Origin of the sequence: Acinetobacter sp. ACNIH2, assembly GCF_002934965.1 — a bacterium.
Classification (GTDB): Bacteria; Pseudomonadota; Gammaproteobacteria; order Pseudomonadales; family Moraxellaceae; genus Acinetobacter; species Acinetobacter tandoii.
In genome coordinates this window covers 310,619-327,934 of record NZ_CP026412.1, presented here as the reverse complement: position 1 = coordinate 327,934, position 17,316 = coordinate 310,619, and the positions used below count along the sequence as shown (strand labels likewise).

The following is a 17,316-nucleotide window of genomic DNA, read 5'->3' as shown; positions in this document are numbered from 1 at the left end:
GTCATGGTTGTTGATGTTGAAATAACGGGGATGGATGAAATTGAGCGAAAGCTCAGAGTCTTGGCTAATCCACGTTTAGCAAAAAATGCTGCAAAGCGTTCAGCGCGTAAAGCCATGGCAATTGTCCGTGATGCAGCGCGTAGCAATGCTAAAGGAATCGATAATAGGCTTACAGATGAAAAAATCTGGAAAAATATCGCAATTGCAGCTGGAAAATCCCGCGATTCAAATTCAATCGTTATGAGGGTTGGTGTTCGTGGGGGTGCTTCATTTTCAAATCCAAATCCACCAAGCTTAAGCGGTGGAGATACGCGACACTGGCGATGGATAGAGTTTGGATCAGTACATAATCCACCAACCCCATTTATGCGACCTGCTTTAGAGAACAATATTCAGGCTATGACAGATTCATTTGCACAGAACTTTAGTACTGAGCTCGATAAGGAACTTGCAAAACTATGAACATCCTTCCAATAGTTCCAACATTAAAAGCAGATCCAAATATCACAGCATTACTCGGAAACAGTCCTTTAAAAGTATTTGAAGATATTGCACCAACAGGCACAACATATCCTTATGCAGTTTGGTCGGTGGTCACGGGCAATCCTGAAAATAACTTGGATTGTGCTGCAAATATTGACCATGTGTCCTTCCAGATAGTGGTTTATGACACCAGTCAAAAGGGAGCTTCTGATATTCGAGCAGCCATTCGGACTTCGCTTGAACCGCATTGTTATATCACTGGTATTCATCCGAATCATTTTGAGCGAATTAACGATACCAATGTTTTTGGTCGCGGGTTTGATGCGAATTGGTGGTTGGATTGGTGATATACTGATTAAAAATTGGGGTATTAAAAATGCTGACTGAAGAACAAAAACAAGATGTTTTGATGGATGTTGCTGAAAAATTCAATGAATGGATGACAACAGGATCTACATACCTCAATAACTTTGAAGTTATCAATAACGAAGTTTTTAAGCCTGCTGGCTTTGATGCTCAGACTCTCCGAGGCGCACAACCACAAGCAATCCTTGATGCGATTCTGGGCTGTTGTAAGAAATTAAACTCAACACAACACTTCACATGGACCGCACTTAATGCGGCAACCTATGAGGCTAATCAGCTTTACGATATTCATCCATAGATTTTAAAACACGAATAGCCGCCCATAGAGGCGGTTTTTTATTGCCTAAATCTGCGAGTAGGAATCCAAAAATGAGCCAAATTTCAGTAGATGATTTTCTAACTATCAAAGAGCAATATGAGCAAGAAATTGCTGCCTATCTTCAAGAAAAAGCAGCTCAATTTGAATCTGATACTGGCGTAAATATTCACGATATTTATGTGACCACAATTGATGCAACAGCAATGGGCGATGGTGATAAGAAGTTCATCATCTCTGGTACACGGATTCAAACCAAACTTTCTGACTAAATTTTAATTTTCCAACTTAACCGCCGTAAAGGGCGGTTTTTTATTGCCTAAAAAGAGGAGTAGCTACTCATGGCGAAAGGCGTTTTATCACAAGGTACGCACGTATGGATTCTCCACGGTGCAACTCCTTCACTGACTCGTATTCTATGCATTAAGTCGATTGCATGGGGTGATGATAGTTCAACGGAAATTGACACGACTTGCCTAGATGAAGAAGAAACAAAGACTTCTGATTTTGGCTTGGTAACACCTGGTGAAGGATCCTTGGTTATCAACACCGACCCCACGAATGCAACGCACATGACTTTGCTTCAATTAGCGGATGACCGCGATGAAGTAGGTGTGTATGTGGGTTGGTCTGATGGTGCAGGTGTGCCGACTTTAACAGGCTCAGATGTCACACTTCCTGATACACGTTCATGGTCCTATGCAACTGTGAAGCTTCGTAAAAACTCACCAGTGTTTGATCCTGATGCGCTTGTGAACCATACAATTCCGTTAAAGCGTCAGTCAAAAGTAATTGAAGAATTTAAGGTGACTCCATAATGGCTAAATTAACTTTTAAAAAAGCGAAGGATGCTATTGGTGTTGGTACATTTGTTGAAAAAACGATTAAGTTTAATGATGCAAATGGCGAAGAATTTGAAGGTGAAATCCTGATTAAGGTGATTTCGCATGATGAAAAAGTTAATGCTTTAGACGCTTGGGGGTTGAAAGATAAATCTAAAGCAACCCTAGACCAGAGCACAAAGGCTATTGTATTTCAAACGGTGTTTGAATCAGAAAATAAGCGCTTCTTCCCAGATATTAAAGATACTGGTGGGGTCTCTACTGAAATACTGAACGCAATGTATGAAGCTGTGGATGAGGTTCTGGATCTTTTGGGAAAGAATTGGATCTCAACGAAGAAGAAGAATTCTTCTGCGAACTCGTCCTCAACGGAATCGGTGGAAGCACCATTGCCGACGCCAGACGAAACCTAAGCACAGCAGAGTTGGATATGTGGAGAGCCTATCGTAAAAAGTTTGGCTCTCTTTTTTTTGGTCGCCGCATTGAACAAGGCTTCGGCAACTTGATGGCGCACTACACTCGATTCAAAGTTAGAGAAGGCGCAGAAGTTGACCCCCGAGATTTCATGCCACACGAAGCTACTCCAGAATTAACCTATGAGCAGATGCGTATGCAAGAACTTGAAAAGAAGAAATCAGCTTAGGTTGGTTTCTTTGATTAGGCTCATGAATAATGGATTTTTTGTGAAGCTTTTGTTAGATTCGGTAAAGAAAATAACAATGGGTGCTTTATGAAAAAATTAGTTTTAATCGGATTGATGGGTTTAGTTGCAGGTTCTGCGAATGCGAGTGATTGGCAAGAAAAACCGTTACCAGTAAATTATGGCACACCACAGCCAATGGGTGAGCCAGTAAAGGCTCAACCAGTACGAACTGAACAGAACAATTATCGTAATTCATATAGTTCAGCGCCTGATTCTTACACAACCTTTAATATTGGATATGCTGGTTCAAAAATCGGCTCAAATGACATGGGTGGTGATGAGAATTTTAATGGTGTTGATTTAGGCTTTATGGGGGTAATGGGCAATTTCCTTGGTGGTATAGGGTATACCTATCAAGGCGGTGATGACTTCAATTATTCTGAATTTTATTCAAAATTTGGTTATAAACTTTTCAACCAAAATAATAATTACGGCATAGCTTCTATTGGTCTAGGCTATGTATGGGCGAATGAAGAATACTATGATGTAGATCTTGAGTATTTTACTGTGCCAGTTGAATTTGAATTCGGCCACTACGTGCAACCAAATTTAGCTTTATATGGAGCAGTTGGTTATAAGTGGCTGTGGAATACGTCTGTTGAAGCCTGCTATATGGGTTACTGCGCGTCCGATTCTGGAAGTGAATACGATGTAGATGGAGTCACGTATAAGGCAGGTTTGCGTTATAACTTCTAGGGATGAATAGCCTCCTTCGGGAGGTTTCTTTTTATGCTAAGAATTAGTATCTTGTTTTACATATCAGTATTCGAGATACACATGAAAAGAATAATTTTTACAGCATTAACCTGCACGTTATTAACAACATTTGCGCATTCAGAACCAAAAGGCGTGACTATAAAAACAAGCGGTTTTGACGGAACAAAGGAAGTCACACTTAAGCCTTATGGGTCCTCATCCTGTATGAACATGAAGCAAACATGCATTTCTGTAGGCGCTTTGTGGAAAAGCGACTTAAATGATCTGGTGGGATTGGATTTATACGCTTTACGCGAATTCGTCGTAATGGCGGATTTGTGGATAAATATCGATGGCGAAATCGTTAAAGCAACTCGTGTCAGAGAGGCATCAGATTTAAAAACAGTTGGCTTGTACAAGGAATCCTTTCAGCGGTTTGCAATAGAAAAAACTGATCTCGACAAAATATTAAAAGCTCAAAAAGTTTGGCTTAAAATTAATCGTGCAGATGGAAGTTATATAGAAACTTATCTCATTAACGATGGAAAAGACACTTTGGCATTTAAAGCCCTTCAGAGATTTTCCACCCAAATTCAATAGATTTTCTTAATTCATAAAGCCCCGCAATAGCGGGGTTTTTTATTGCCTGAGGTTTTATATGAGCACAAAACTCGGAACACTTACGCTCGATTTAATTGCGAAAACTGGTAGTTTTGTTGCTCCAATCAAAGAGGCAGAAAAACAAGCGAAAGTCAGTTTTGAAAAGATGCGCGGCTATATCAGTACCTATGGAACTGTAGCAGCCGCAAGTGCAGCCGCTGTTGGCGTGGGCATTTATGCAATGGCAAATGAGTATGCTAATGCAGCTAACGAATTAAGAACTTTTGCTTCAATCTCAAATACCACTACGCAAGAATTTCAAAAAATGGCCGCTGGCGCCCAGACCATGGGTATTAGCCAAGAAAAACTCGCAGACCAATTAAAAGATTTTAATGAAAAGTTAGGCGAGTTCATCACAATTGGATCAGGCGGTGCGGTAGATTTCTTTGAAAAAATTGCTGTTAAAACCGAGGGCAGTGCAGATGGTGCAAAGAAACTAGCTCTTGAAATGCAAAAGCTAAGCGGACCACAAGCACTTCAATTATATGTGGACAAGCTTGAAGAGGCAGGCGTTACACAACAACAAATGTCCTTCTATTTAGAAAGCATGGCATCTGATACAACGAACCTTATTCCATTGCTAAAAGATGGAGGCGAAGGGTTTAGATTTTGGGCGGAAGAGGCTGAAAAAGCAGGCATCATTATTGATGAATCAGGCATTCAAAAAGCGGCTGAATTTAAGATACAGCTTGAATTGCTTGAGATGCAGGTAAAGGGCGCTAAAAATCAATTCATTCAAGGATTAATCCCATCTTTGGTATCCGTTGGCGATGCGATGACGGATGCAACCACCGAAACCAATTTGCTTAAAGATGCTGGTGAAGATCTCGGGTATGTATTTAAAGGCGTGGCTGCAATTGCTTTGGGTGTTTATGCATCCGTAAAGCTGCTGACCAATGCTGTAGCGGGTTTGGCAGTTGATGCTGTGAACGCTAAAAATGTTGTATATGGTGCGGCTGAATCAGAGGGTAGTAGTTGGTTCTCAAAGTTGCCAGGCGTGAAATTTGCACGCACTGCAATTTTCGGAGCGACAGTTGCCAAAGCACCAACCAGCGGCACTTCGATGGCTGCTGAAGATAATGCAAAAGTCATTGAAGATATTGACGCCTCTTTGCGTAAGTTATTTTCTGGAACGGTCAATGACGCCGTAAAAACCATGGCACAAACACAACAGAGTGTCGCTGGCGTTACCACTGGAATGGAGGATTGGGCTAAAAAGCAAAGTGATGCATCTAAAGCCGTTGCGGCGCACAATAAAGCACTTGCTGAACAGAATCGAATTCTAGAGCAGCAGAAGAGAGATCGTGAGCAGATTTCAAAAGCATATGCATCGGATTTCCAAAATCTAGTTTGGGATGAGAAAGATCAGCAGGATTTAGTAAAAGGTGCAGGGTTCAGCGCAGCAGAGCAAGCCAAGTATTTGGCATTAGTGCAAAAACGATTTGATGCAGAAAGTGCTGAATATTTCAAAACCCTTAATCTAGAGCTAAACCAGTACAAGTGGACCGAAGAGAAGAAGCTTGAATACTCATACCAGATGGATCGTGAGATTGCTGAAAATGATGTAAAAATTGCTGATGAAGTCCGTGAATCAAAATTAAAGTTTCTTGATGAGCAATACGCATATCAGAAGAAACAATTGGAGATCAATCAAGCTAAAGAGCTACTTCAAGTCAAGCAACTCTGGATGACTGCAAGTGAATATGCAGAGCAATACTATGCGCTGGTACGTGCAGAGATATTGAATACTGCAAACTATTCGCCTGAAATGAAAGATGCCTTAGTTAAACAGGCAAACATCCAGCAAGGTATAGATCAGAACGCAGAAAAGGAAAAAACTTGGGACGATCTCAAGTCCATGATGGGCTTGGACAAATCTCCCTACCAACAAGACATTGAATTACTTGCAGAAGCGCGTGCGCAGATGTTAGTTACTGAAGAGGAATTTCAATCTCAGCGTTTACGATTACAGTTGACCTATGGTGCGCAATACGGTGCTGATTTCGCTGGAATGATGATGGGTCTTGTTGATTCATCAAGTTCTGCTTATGCAATTCTTGGGGGTATTCAGAAAGGGGCAGCACTATTTTCTACTGCCATGAATAGCTATGCAGCTATTTCGGCAGCTTGGGCTTCAGCACCTTTCCCATATAACTTACCTGCTGTTGCTATGGCTACTATGGAAACAGGGCTTTTGCAAGCCGCCGTGTCTGCGTTAACTCCTGCAGGATATTACGCAACTGGCGGTCTTATTACTGGCAAGGGCACGGGTACAAGCGACGAAATTCCAATCATGGCATCAAACAGAGAGTTCATGTTTAGAGCAGCTGCTGTTGAAAAAATAGGCTTAGAAAATCTCTACTACATGAATAGAACTGGTGAACTTCCGCGGACATATGCTGATGGCGGAGCAATTGCATTAGATGCACCAAAAGTTCTGAATATGCAAAATCCGAAAATGAGCGGATATATACAGCAGGCTCAACAATCATCACAAGCAAACGTTAATCTAAATCCAAACTTTGTGATTGTGGATGAGCGTCAGAATTTAAGTGATTATCTATTTAACCCAGATGGAACCAAAGCCTTTGTGAAATTCTTTAAACGTAATCGTGCAGCCTTGGGTGTATAACCTGATGCTTTTTTTGAGGACAAAATGAAAATACAAACGTCATATGGTGAGGTGCATGTATTAACAAATTGCCCTCTGCTTGAATCCACAGAACGGCTTGAGTTCTTAACTGAAGTGCATGAAGCCTTTGATGGTAGTGAAGAGCGTAATGCATTACGTGATGCACCGCGTCAGATCCTCAGTTTTAAGTATGTGCAAATGCAGAAAGTCATGGGTGATCTATTCCATATGCTGTATGCAAATTTGCGTAAGTATTGGGGCATACCGCTGCGACAGGTGAAACGAAGCATTCCCGATATTGCCGATGATGATTTCATTATCCTGGACACTACACCCACTCAAACCGACTTAAAAGTCGGTTTTGCTTTTATAGAGAGTAGTGAAGGTATCCAGGTGGTCGAAATTACCGAGATCGGGCGCTATATCATCACCCAAGAGGAAATCCGAGATCCTGAAACCAATGAAGTGATTCAGCCTATAGAAACTGAATATCAAGACGGCTTTCGACTTTCAGCAAATATCACGGTAACCAATGCTGTGATGATGCCTTTGCGGATCTGCATTATTGATGGCGATGCCTCAATCAATGCAGGTGGCTTCTGGTCCAATGCTTCAATGGTCTTTCGTGTGATTGCTGATGATTTACCAGAACATGATGGCGATGTGCCAACGCAGTACTTGGGCGATGATATTTACTTCAATCCTTTGGTTTTGGATGGTGATTCTTTAGAGATGACCTTGACCCAGCAGCAAAGCATTGTGGATGGCACGATTGGTGGATTTCAGCAATTTACCCATCATGCCAAGCCACGTTACATGAAGCCTTTTAAGTCAGTACTGAAAGACTGGTCAGAATTTCATGAATACCGACGTTTTCTGTTTCGACGCATGGGACGTTTAAAAGCATTTTGGATGCCGTTGTATGAAAAGCACATCCACATTGCAAACACAGGCATGGTTTATAACGTCCTGAATACTGATACAGCGTATTTCTTGGAAGCGGATCGAAAGCATTTAGCCATTAAGATCAATGATATTTGGACAGCACACGCAATTACAGCAAAAACAGCAACGACTTTGACGGTTTCACCCGCTTTGAATGTGCCCGTGAGCGATATTCAAAAGGTCTGTTATTTAGGTCTACATCGCTTTGACGCGGATCAAATTGAATTTCAGTTTTTAGGTGCTGGAATCACACAAGTCACGGTGCCAATAACGGAGTTATCTTCATGAAAACACGTGTCGAGCTGTATCAGCTTAAGCATGGGGATAAGACTTGGAATTTTACCAGTGCACGTAAAACTGTGGTCCATAACAGTATTGAATACCTTCCAGTTCGTGGCTTACAACGTACTGTGATTGAAGATGAAAGCATTGATAAATGTGATACCGAAGTGACTTTTCCGCAAATGAATTTGCTTAATGCAGACGGGGATGACCTGAAAGCTGTATTCATTAACAAGATATTCTATGGCGGGGTAACGATCACTATCTTAGAGCTTTTGAATAACGAAACGCTGGTCTTGCACAAAGGACGTGTAACGCAGCCCAAGTTTGATGAATCTGCAGATACGATGACTTTGGTCTGTGAGACTGGGGAGTCTTACTTAAACCGCAATATTCTAACGCGGAAGTTTCAGGCCACATGCCCAAATTCAATTTATGACCGCTTCTGCGGTCTTTCTTTTGATGCGTGGTCTTTTGATGTAACGATTACTGCAATCAATGCTTTGAACATTTCATTCACAGTCAACCCGATTCAAGTTATCGATGAGAATGGCGATCCAGTCTTTGAGCAAGTTCCTGTCTTGGATGGTGAAGGAAACCCAGTTCTTGATGGCCAAGGGAATCCTACTTATCAAGATGGTGCGCCAGTGGTGGAAACCAAAACCTACCCAGATGGCTATCTGTATCTCGGATTATTGGTCAAAGATAGTGTGCACACATTACTGATTACAGGATCAGGTACGGGTGCCAAGTTGTATCGGCAACATATTGGTTTACAAGTCGGTGATGTCGTCCGTGTTGCACCAGGTTGTGATCAGTCTTTGAAAATGTGTCATGAGAAATTTGCCAATAATTTACGGTTTGCTGGGCATCCATTTATTCCGAATAGCAACCCAATTTATACGCAATTAATTAAATGAGGAGAGTCAAATGGTTATTGCACCTTGGGTAATTTACGCCATGCTTGCGTTGATGGTGGCTACAGCAGCATATAGCTACTACACCATGCGCAAAATGCAAAAGAAAAATAAGCAAGAGGCTAATCAACTGGATGGAACGATTGCAGATGAAGGAACTTCATTTTCAGACATTGCGGGAAGTCCGCACATGTATGGCAACATGACGCATATTTGGGGGCAACGAACGACACCAATTAAATCCAAGTCAGGTAAGTAATGAAAATCTATATGTCTGATTTACGCAAAACCCAGATGTGTGCTCGCGGATCGCGGGCATTTTTTTTGGCAAAAGGTTGGGATTGGAAAGACTTTCTAGAAAATGGAATTGATCTTGAAATTGTCGAGCAGACCAATGATGCAATGGCGCAGCAAGTTGTGGAGTATGTAAAAAATGGGCGGGAGCAGTAAGCAAGTCACAGGCTATCAATACTTTGCCAATTTCCTTTTGTTTATTGGTAATCCGATTGAAAAATTGCTAGGCATTAATTTTGACAAGCGCGCATGGCAGATTGGTGAACGCATTTCATTTGGCTCTAATGGTGAGATGATTTATATCGAAAAGCCAAATTTATATGGTGAGAATGAAGGAGGGGTTTATGGAACGTTAAGAGTTAAACATGGAACCAACACGCAAACTCCTTGCACATTGTATAAAAAGTATTTAGATGAGAATGGTCTTCCAGTTTCTGCATATCCATACCAGTCTTATATCTTGTTTGGCGGGGGTGGTTTTCCACAGGGAGCATACGGGCTTTCAGAAGCAGAGTTGGAAGCAGTCGGTGATGAGCTAGAAGTCAATGATCAGTATTACAACGGTGGCTTTTATCTAGGCAATTCAGGCTACATGAAAGAAATGTTGCTTTGGCCAAAGCGAATTCACATTAAGAATGATTACGGTCCGCAATGGTATGACGCTAAAGCAGAAGTTCCAGATTTAACCAATATTGTAGATTATAAAAATAACTTTGAAATCAATAATGATGTCCCATATCAAACTTTTACTTACTATTTTGCTGATCTTGAAATTGGATATTTGAGAGATGAATTATTTAGGGGATTGCCTTTAAGTGATGGTTCAGGTTCAAACGATGCCCAAGGCGATGTGAGTAACTATAAGCAATCTATTTTGAATCGCGTGCAAGGCTCTGGATTTTTACAATTCGAGTTTATAAAAGTAAGCTATTTGATTACGTATCACACAGTTGAAATGGATACCAATGTTCCACCTGGACTCGAGATTTTTGAACATACAGAAGAAGATGTAAGTAGTGAATATCCAAATACTTCTGGATTTAAAGCAAGACGCGTGACCTATATTTGTCGTTCATCTGCGACTGATATTGGTTTAGATATGCATGGGAAATATGGTTTTGATGGTCGCTTTAAGTTTGATTATGATTTTGTGATCAATAATCTAGATAACCATCAAACCCCAATTTATGCCAATTCTGGTGACATCAATCCGATCCATAAAATCCGTGAGATCCTGACCGACGATACAGCAATGAATAAGCCTGAACATAATGTCAATGTTGCTAATTTCGTTAAAGCTGCTGATCGAGTTTGGGATGAAGGTTTGGGAATTTCATGGGCGATTACTGAAAAATCATGCATTGATGCCATTAATGAATTGTGTTCACACATTGAAGCGGGGATTCGAGTCAATCGTCAAACAGGCTTATATGAAATGGTACTGTTTCGTGACGACTGGTTTAAAGAAGATGAAATTCACACACTTGCTGAAAGTAAGATTAAATCTATCTCATTTGAAGTCCAGAATGCAGATGATGTTGTGAATCAACTCAATGTGAGTTATTACGATCGAAATAATATTAAAAATGCATCATTTTCAATTTCTGAAAATGCATCCATCAAAAATATGCAAGGTCGAGTCAATGCTGAGAGTTCAGATTTTCCATATTTTATGAATCAGCGTAATGCTGCAATCGTAGCGCAATGGAAACTCAAACAATTCACAACACCGTGTTGGAAAGGATCTTTTACGACTGGCCACAATCAGGCGCGTAAGTGGAACCGCTATGACATTGTAAAATTGAATTGGTCCAGAAAAGGCATTGCTGATCTGCCGGTACGGATTATGAGTATTAATCTGGGTGATGGGGTAGACAATACAGTCAGTATTGATTTTGTTGAAGTTGTACCGTTTTCTGATGAATTAACATCTACCGTGGTCATTGATGACAAGATTGATGTAACACCAGTGCCACCGCAACCCATTTTATTTAAAGCTTTTGAGTTATCGTATTTTGAAGCTGTACAAGCTCATGGGCAACGTACAGTAGATGATGAGTTAGCTTATAACCCAGATGCTGGGTATGTTGCTGTCGTAGCACAACGTTCTCAAAATAACTCATTGAATGCTCAAATGCATACAGATGCTGGCACTGGATATGAAAATTCAGCAGTAATTCAGTACTGTGAAACAGCTCAACTTGATCAATCAATAGACAGACTTGCATCATCATTTATTGTCAAAAAAGTTGGAGACTTGGCTTCTGTTCGAATTGGAAGTCAAATCTTTATAAACAATGAAATTATGGTGTTTCAAGGTTTTGATGCAGCATCTAAGTTATTAACAGTAAAGCGCGGTGCGTTGGATACAATCCCGAAAATCCATGCTGATGATAGTGTTTTATTCTTTGCTGATGATTTTGTTGCTGTAGATTCGACTGAGTATGCCTTGGGAGAAGCCATTGATGTAAAAGCATTGAGTACGACACCAAGTGGCATTTTAGATTTATCTGGCTCTGATACTCAAACAGTCACTATACATTCACGTGCTATACGACCATACCCACCAGCAAATGTGAAAATTAATGGTCAATATTTCCCAATAGAAATTGAGACGGATCTAATTTTGACATGGGTGGACCGAAATCGATCACAACAAACAGGTGGTGAAATTCTTGGTTGGTTTGAGAGTGGAGTTGCGATAGAGGCAAATACACAGACCTATTTAACCTTGATTGAGTTAGATGAAGCCAATCTGGTTCTTGCAAGTAATGCCGTCAATGTAACAGGGTCGAGCAGTTATACACTGCCAATGTCCTCGATGCAGCCAGCCACGAGATCGGTGCAAATTGTTTTAAAAACAACGAGAGAGGGATATGACTCGTACCAATATTTCAATCATATTGTTGAGCTTTCTACTTTCTTCAGTGCCCCTTATAACTTAACTGCGATAGTGAATGAAATATGAGTAAAAAAGTTGATTTAAGTTGGCATGTCGATGGTCTAGTTCATAGCTTCAATTACTATAGATATGAAATTTCTACGCCTATAAATGGACTTCCACCTCCAATTGTTACAGGGATAACTGAAACAAGTTATTCAGACTCAACAATTGAGGAGAATAAAAACTATTTCTTTAGGATTGGAGCTGTTCGAGGTAGTAATGAAAAGATTAGTTCGGAGTCAACGTTTACAACAGTCGATTGGTTAAAGAATTGGATATTATCAAATGCATCAGTAGGTGATGCATGGATAGTAAAAGATGCCATACTTGATGGTAGCGGCAATGTATTATCGATACCAAGTAAGGCGGGAAAAGAAGCTGCAATGCTGGTTACATCTTCAACCAAGCCACCAAAAACAGGTAACCATCTAACCAGTGCAAATTCAGTATTAAAGCTGAATGATACAAACAAAACAAAGTGGAGATTTTTACACGAGAGGGATAAAAATAAATACATTGTTTTGGCGATAAAAGTAACAGGTCCATCAACAGCTCAAGTAATAGCTTCAACAGGAGAGCCATCAACTGCCGCGAATGTTGCATGTGCTATATATTTCGACTATAGAACAACAGTTCCTTTTAAAAATACGACATTATTTCAATGCTCAAGAAGTCTCTCATCTGGAACAACTTATACATCGAAATATTTATCTGCAGCACCACCAACATTAAATAAGAATATTGTTTTTGTAATTTCTCAAACCCCTTCTGTCACTAACAATATCCCTGTAATTAAGGAGGATTTGACATCAATTAGTAATAGAGAATTTGAAGCGAATACTATTGATTTTAATGATCCAGCTAGTGTTTTAACCTTGCTAAATTCACCTTCAGGATCATCTCCATTTGTAGGAAATTTCTATGGTGCTATGGTGGTTGATAAAATACCAAACGCAACTGATCAGCAGCTTATATTTGAATATATGAGTGGTCTTTTTGAGTAATTGAATCTTTTATACGAGCCAAAACTATGCAGGCCCCACATCGGGGCTTTTTTTATGTCAAAAATTCGGGGAATAACATGTCTGAAACAACAACTGCAGTTGCTGAAACTTCAGCAGCGATTGCAGGAAAAGTTACTACAGCAACAGGCACAGGGGTAACACTTGTGTCCTGGGCAGCAACATGGGACTGGGGTTTTTTAATTGGTGTTGGAATTGGTTTGGCTGGTTTGATTATTAGCTTCATGAATTTCCTATCGAATCGCCAATTTCAGAAACGTAAAGATCAACGTGAGCAAGAAATACATGAACTAGAAAAGCGCAAATTAAACGGGGAGTGCAATGTCAAAGACTAAATATTGGGTGATGGGATTAGCAGCTTCGGCTGCTTTTTTTTCGTCCCTAGAATTGCATGAAGGTTATTCTGCTAAGCCTTATAAAGATAGCGGTGGTGTAGTAACTCAAGGTATTGGCTCAACAGTAAAACCGAATGGCCAATCGATCAAAATGACAGATCCACCTATCACTCGAAAGACTGCGCAGGAATGGGCAAAAGCACACGTGGCCAAAGATGAAGTAGTTTTTCGTAAATCCATGCTAGGAGTGAAGTTGTCTCAAGTTGAATATGATGTTTATCTCGACTTTACTTACAATTTTGGCCAAGCCAATTGGAATCAATCTTCGATGCTTCGCAATTTGAAATCGGGGCAGTATGTCCAGGCGTGCAAGTCTCTTTTGAAGTGGAAGTATGTTGTCAAGAAAGATTGCTCAATTCGTAAGAACGGCTGTTATGGCGTTTGGGTTCGTCAACAAGAGCGTTATCAAAAATGTATGGGGGCGCAGTAAATGGGGGAATTTAAGAAAGTAAGTAATGTCTTGCTTGAGTCGAATGGTATTTATTTTATTGAATGCCCGGGATGTAAAACTTTGCATCCATTTCATGTTGATCAGAAACACAAAATTCGTTGGAACTTTAATGGAAATTTAGAGAAGCCTACGTTTAGTCCTAGTTTGATGGTGAATCAAGGCCACCCTAGTCAATGCCACTCATTTGTGACGGATGGAAAGATTCAATTCCTATCCGATTGTCATCATAGCCTAGCTGGGCAGACCGTCGATCTACCATCAGTAGAGGAATAATCATGCCAATACTCATAGCCTTATGGAAGTTCAAATACTGGGTCGCAATTGCGATCCTTTTTATTTTATGGGTGTTCCAAATTGCATACACCAATCACTTGGCTGGACAGTTAAAAGATGCAGATTCCAAGTGCATTGCCAAAGTGCAGGGAATTGAACAGAAGCACTTAAAGGCCCTAGCAGCCAAACAAGATCAAATTAATAAAGTGAGCTCAGATTATGAAGCCGAAAAATCAAAGCAGCGTGTCAAAGTCGAAACGGTTACACGTGAAGTGCAAAAGATCATTGATCGTCCTGTGTATCAGCGGAATTGTTTTGATGACTCAGGCGTGCAGATCATCAACTCACTTATCACCAACGATTCCAGCGAACCTCCTTGAGCCTTGCGCTCATTTGCAAAAGTTAGAGTCAGGGCAAGGCAAGGTGGCTTTGGTTTGGGCTATTGATGTAGTTGCCAAATACAATGATTGTAAAGCGAAGCATGGTGCGATTGTAAAGGCCCTCTAAGTGAGGGCTTTACTAATCTATTGTAGAGCTTGTTTTAAAAATTCAGCTTTTTCAACCGAAGTTTGACTGATTGTAGAGTTTTCATCATTAATATCTAAAATGTCTCTACGTTTTTCAGGACCGTAGAATGAGATAAATTTATTTATTGATTTGTCCCATACTAAGTAGCTGTCGTTATATTCAGATTTAAAACGATAACCATCTTTTCTTTTTTCAAGCACTAAACCTTCACGACCCAACCAATAGTTAAGTACGTGGTCATATTGGCCTGTTTTATTTTGATAAAATATATCAATGAAACCATCAGAATTTCCTGTGAACATTGAAGCACCTGCTGTACAAAAAACTTCTGAAGATCGAATAATGTAGTCTTTTAAACCATCCCCATTGAAGTCAACATTTGCTATAAAATCTTTATCGAAGGTAATATTGGGGTTTTTAATTTCCAAGTCTTCAGATAGACCTTCACATGAATCTATGTAATTGCTTTGAATCTCTTCCTTAATCTCATTAGGGAGATTGTTGAACGAGATACTATTGTTGATTACAGGAATTGCTGCAAATATATGAGAGCTGAAACCAAATGTTGTTAGTAGAACCCCTAAAATTGTTTTTTTCATAAAAACTCTATAAAATTAATGTAATAGTTTTTCTATGTTATCAAATAATATTAATAGTTGTTATCTTTATAATTCTACTCCTCCACAACCTTAGCATCCCGCCAAAATTCCCCACGCTTTCTAGCCAAATAACCTTCTGCTGTCATTCGATCAATAAATGTATCTGCTAAATCAACATCATCTACCCAAGCATAACCAGTCGTCATTTGAGCTGTGACTTCTGAAGGTTCCCAATAGTCATCTTCATGAACTATTGTCTTGCTGGATAGATATAGGCCTTTCTTTTTGATACACCACATTAGCTTCGTACCTCAGTCAAAACTATATAACTATTCGGGAAACCCAACGACCATCCTGGGTACTCGTGGAAAGGCTCACTTATACTAAGCAAGTGTTTGATGTAGACATAAGGCCAGTCATTCATAACATTAAATCTCGCTTCCAAGCTTCTTTTCAATAAAACATTTCACAACCGCTTCCATAGCACTGTCACCAACCTGTTCAGCTTCTCTGCTGTCAGAGCGTGGGCCAACATAGAATGCATTCCACCTTGAGTATGAGCGAACAAGGCTAATTTTTTCTTTTTCTATAAGCTTCCCACAAAGCTCCCAATCAATTACGGGTATAGTTTTTACTTTCATTGCGACTGCAAGAATGCTGGGAAGCTGCTCAAAAGATAATTCTGATACTTTCATTGTCATTCTTGTTGTATGGTTTGGTATTAGGAGTAAATATAGCAATTTTTACACGTCAATACGGTCAATATTTTCTATATACAAGACAGCACTAATAGCCCACTCAGATTATAAGGTATAGAATTCTCAAAAAGTAGACTTATAGTAGACTGTAAATAGACCGCTTATTAATTTTAAATATTGCTTAATAGGGTTTATAATTTGCAAGATATTGTTTTAAATGCATTAGTTTTTATATTTTGTTTTTCATTATTGCTTGTTGTTGCTAGATTTTATACAAGTTGTAGAATTTGAAATTCGAATTTATTCGCCATGATAGTGTTCCACGTCTAGATTTAATATGGTGTTTCGAAGCCCGTGCTTGTCCAAAGCTGCTTAGAATAATTGCAGGTACAATGGGTCTGAGTCATGGGCTAGGTAATGCCATGAAGTTTAGCAGTTTGAAATGACCGTCCAATGGCACAAGATTTCAATCTGAAAATGGATGAGGTTAAGTTTGAATAATAAAAATGGATATTTCGATTTACATTTTTGGGGGGAAAGATGAGCCGTCGAGCCCATTTAATTTGGTTGATTGTGATTGTTGCGGGGCTCATTTACTGGTGGAAGCCTAGTCCTACGATTGAAAATGCTAAAGATCATCAACGAGTTAGTGACACAGTGCAAACCTTTAATGGTTATACCATGACCAATTTAGCGAATTATGAGGGGCAATTTAGAGTTTTATCACGGGAAACCTACCATTCTGGACGTGAAGCAGAGCTTAGCCCTGTCGATTTTGCCTTGGGATGGGGCGCGATGGCAGATCCATCTGTTTATAAACAGCTTTCGATACGCCAAAGTAATCGCTGGTATTACTGGCGTTATGAAAATCAGCCACCGATTCCGCACCATGAAATTGAAACGCATAGTGCTAATACACATTTGATTCCTGCGAATTCTACAATTGCAAAGCAATTGGCAGATGTTGATCAGGATGACCTGATTTACTTAAAAGGACATTTAGTCGAAGTAAAATCGGCAGATGGCTGGATGTGGCGTAGTTCACTAAGTCGTGAAGATACAGGCAACGGGGCATGTGAGTTAATGTTGGTGGAAGAGGTGAGGGAGCTATAAGTCAATAGCAGATAAGGAATAAGGCTAATTCAAGCATCCTGCGAAATTGAGATAGATCATGAATTAGTATTAGATGTGTTGAATGATATGAATCTGACTTTTTCATTATTCACTGAGGTGGAAAAGGAATGGTCGAGCTGCATACTTTATGATCTAA

Annotated in this window: 24 protein-coding genes; 21 read left to right on the top strand and 3 right to left on the bottom strand. The window is 39.9% G+C overall.

What is annotated here, in order from left to right; all coding sequences use genetic code 11:
• The first annotated feature begins 3 nt into the window (after nucleotides 1–3).
• From C3F34_RS01430 to C3F34_RS01335, 20 genes are all read left to right on the top strand, one after another.
• Nucleotides 4–462, top strand: a complete 459-nt coding sequence (locus C3F34_RS01430) for an HK97-gp10 family putative phage morphogenesis protein (RefSeq protein WP_104440932.1) — start codon at nucleotides 4–6, stop codon at nucleotides 460–462.
• Nucleotides 459–830: a DUF3168 domain-containing protein gene (locus C3F34_RS01425; RefSeq protein WP_104440931.1), complete on the top strand. Its 372-nt coding sequence runs from the start codon at nucleotides 459–461 to the stop codon at nucleotides 828–830. Before C3F34_RS01430 ends, C3F34_RS01425 begins: the two co-directional genes overlap by 4 nt.
• Nucleotides 831–859: 29 nt before the next feature.
• Nucleotides 860–1,147, top strand: a complete 288-nt coding sequence (locus C3F34_RS01420) for a hypothetical protein (protein ID WP_104440930.1) — start codon at nucleotides 860–862, stop codon at nucleotides 1,145–1,147.
• A gap of 71 nt (nucleotides 1,148–1,218) precedes the next feature.
• Nucleotides 1,219–1,437, top strand: a complete 219-nt coding sequence (locus tag C3F34_RS01415) for a hypothetical protein (protein WP_104440929.1) — start codon at nucleotides 1,219–1,221, stop codon at nucleotides 1,435–1,437.
• Between the two features lie 69 nt (nucleotides 1,438–1,506).
• Nucleotides 1,507–1,983: a phage tail tube protein gene (locus C3F34_RS01410; RefSeq protein WP_104440928.1), complete on the top strand. Its 477-nt coding sequence runs from the start codon at nucleotides 1,507–1,509 to the stop codon at nucleotides 1,981–1,983.
• Nucleotides 1,983–2,420, top strand: a complete 438-nt coding sequence (locus tag C3F34_RS01405) for a hypothetical protein (protein WP_104440927.1) — start codon at nucleotides 1,983–1,985, stop codon at nucleotides 2,418–2,420. The genes C3F34_RS01410 and C3F34_RS01405 overlap by 1 nt, the downstream gene beginning before the upstream one ends.
• Nucleotides 2,421–2,437: 17 nt before the next feature.
• Nucleotides 2,438–2,650, top strand: coding sequence for a hypothetical protein (locus tag C3F34_RS01400; protein ID WP_104440926.1), 213 nt, complete (start codon nucleotides 2,438–2,440; stop codon nucleotides 2,648–2,650).
• An 87-nt stretch (nucleotides 2,651–2,737) separates the two neighbouring features.
• Complete coding sequence (locus C3F34_RS01395; protein WP_104440925.1) at nucleotides 2,738–3,406, top strand: hypothetical protein; 669 nt, start codon at nucleotides 2,738–2,740, stop codon at nucleotides 3,404–3,406.
• Between the two features lie 81 nt (nucleotides 3,407–3,487).
• Entirely contained in the window at nucleotides 3,488–4,006 is a 519-nt protein-coding gene (locus tag C3F34_RS01390; RefSeq protein ID WP_104440924.1) for a hypothetical protein, read from the top strand.
• A 58-nt stretch (nucleotides 4,007–4,064) separates the two neighbouring features.
• Complete coding sequence (locus C3F34_RS01385) at nucleotides 4,065–6,698, top strand: hypothetical protein (protein ID WP_104440923.1); 2,634 nt, start codon at nucleotides 4,065–4,067, stop codon at nucleotides 6,696–6,698.
• A 24-nt stretch (nucleotides 6,699–6,722) separates the two neighbouring features.
• Entirely contained in the window at nucleotides 6,723–7,931 is a 1,209-nt protein-coding gene (locus tag C3F34_RS01380; protein WP_104440922.1) for a hypothetical protein, read from the top strand.
• The gene (locus tag C3F34_RS01375) at nucleotides 7,928–8,845 is read left to right on the top strand and encodes a phage BR0599 family protein (RefSeq protein ID WP_104440921.1); all 918 of its coding nucleotides are present in this window, start codon (nucleotides 7,928–7,930) and stop codon (nucleotides 8,843–8,845) included. Before C3F34_RS01380 ends, C3F34_RS01375 begins: the two co-directional genes overlap by 4 nt.
• Nucleotides 8,846–8,855: 10 nt before the next feature.
• Entirely contained in the window at nucleotides 8,856–9,101 is a 246-nt protein-coding gene (locus C3F34_RS01370; protein WP_016167355.1) for a hypothetical protein, read from the top strand.
• 11 nt (nucleotides 9,102–9,112) lie between these two features.
• Nucleotides 9,113–9,292 carry a hypothetical protein gene (locus C3F34_RS01365; protein WP_228155320.1) on the top strand — a complete coding sequence of 60 codons (180 nt, stop codon included), beginning with the start codon at nucleotides 9,113–9,115 and terminating at the stop codon, nucleotides 9,290–9,292.
• The gene (locus C3F34_RS01360) at nucleotides 9,276–12,104 is read left to right on the top strand and encodes a phage tail protein (protein WP_104440919.1); all 2,829 of its coding nucleotides are present in this window, start codon (nucleotides 9,276–9,278) and stop codon (nucleotides 12,102–12,104) included. Before C3F34_RS01365 ends, C3F34_RS01360 begins: the two co-directional genes overlap by 17 nt.
• The gene (locus C3F34_RS01355) at nucleotides 12,101–13,084 is read left to right on the top strand and encodes a hypothetical protein (protein WP_104440918.1); all 984 of its coding nucleotides are present in this window, start codon (nucleotides 12,101–12,103) and stop codon (nucleotides 13,082–13,084) included. Before C3F34_RS01360 ends, C3F34_RS01355 begins: the two co-directional genes overlap by 4 nt.
• A 77-nt stretch (nucleotides 13,085–13,161) precedes the next feature.
• On the top strand, nucleotides 13,162–13,437 hold the full coding sequence (locus C3F34_RS01350) for a hypothetical protein (RefSeq protein ID WP_016167876.1): 276 nt from the start codon (nucleotides 13,162–13,164) through the stop codon (nucleotides 13,435–13,437).
• A complete protein-coding gene (locus C3F34_RS01345) occupies nucleotides 13,424–13,927 on the top strand; it encodes a lysozyme (protein WP_104440917.1) in 504 nt (167 codons plus the stop codon). Before C3F34_RS01350 ends, C3F34_RS01345 begins: the two co-directional genes overlap by 14 nt.
• A complete protein-coding gene (locus tag C3F34_RS01340; RefSeq protein ID WP_104440916.1) occupies nucleotides 13,928–14,221 on the top strand; it encodes a DUF6527 family protein in 294 nt (97 codons plus the stop codon).
• 2 nt (nucleotides 14,222–14,223) lie between these two features.
• On the top strand, nucleotides 14,224–14,601 hold the full coding sequence (locus tag C3F34_RS01335) for a hypothetical protein (protein ID WP_104440915.1): 378 nt from the start codon (nucleotides 14,224–14,226) through the stop codon (nucleotides 14,599–14,601).
• Between the two features lie 144 nt (nucleotides 14,602–14,745).
• On the opposite strand, the gene C3F34_RS01325 is transcribed toward C3F34_RS01335, so the two are convergent.
• From C3F34_RS01325 to C3F34_RS01315, 3 genes are all read right to left on the bottom strand, one after another.
• The gene (locus C3F34_RS01325) at nucleotides 14,746–15,348 is read right to left on the bottom strand and encodes a hypothetical protein (RefSeq protein ID WP_104440913.1); all 603 of its coding nucleotides are present in this window, start codon (nucleotides 15,346–15,348) and stop codon (nucleotides 14,746–14,748) included.
• Between the two features lie 74 nt (nucleotides 15,349–15,422).
• Nucleotides 15,423–15,647 (bottom strand): hypothetical protein, encoded by a 225-nt coding sequence (locus C3F34_RS01320; protein ID WP_104440912.1) that lies wholly within the window; start codon nucleotides 15,645–15,647, stop codon nucleotides 15,423–15,425.
• A gap of 129 nt (nucleotides 15,648–15,776) precedes the next feature.
• Nucleotides 15,777–16,043, bottom strand: coding sequence for a phage protein NinX family protein (locus C3F34_RS01315; RefSeq protein ID WP_228155319.1), 267 nt, complete (start codon nucleotides 16,041–16,043; stop codon nucleotides 15,777–15,779).
• A 543-nt stretch (nucleotides 16,044–16,586) separates the two neighbouring features.
• On the opposite strand from C3F34_RS01315, the gene C3F34_RS01310 reads away from it, so the two are divergent.
• Nucleotides 16,587–17,159, top strand: coding sequence for a hypothetical protein (locus C3F34_RS01310; RefSeq protein ID WP_044739347.1), 573 nt, complete (start codon nucleotides 16,587–16,589; stop codon nucleotides 17,157–17,159).
• The last annotated feature ends 157 nt before the right edge of the window (nucleotides 17,160–17,316 follow it).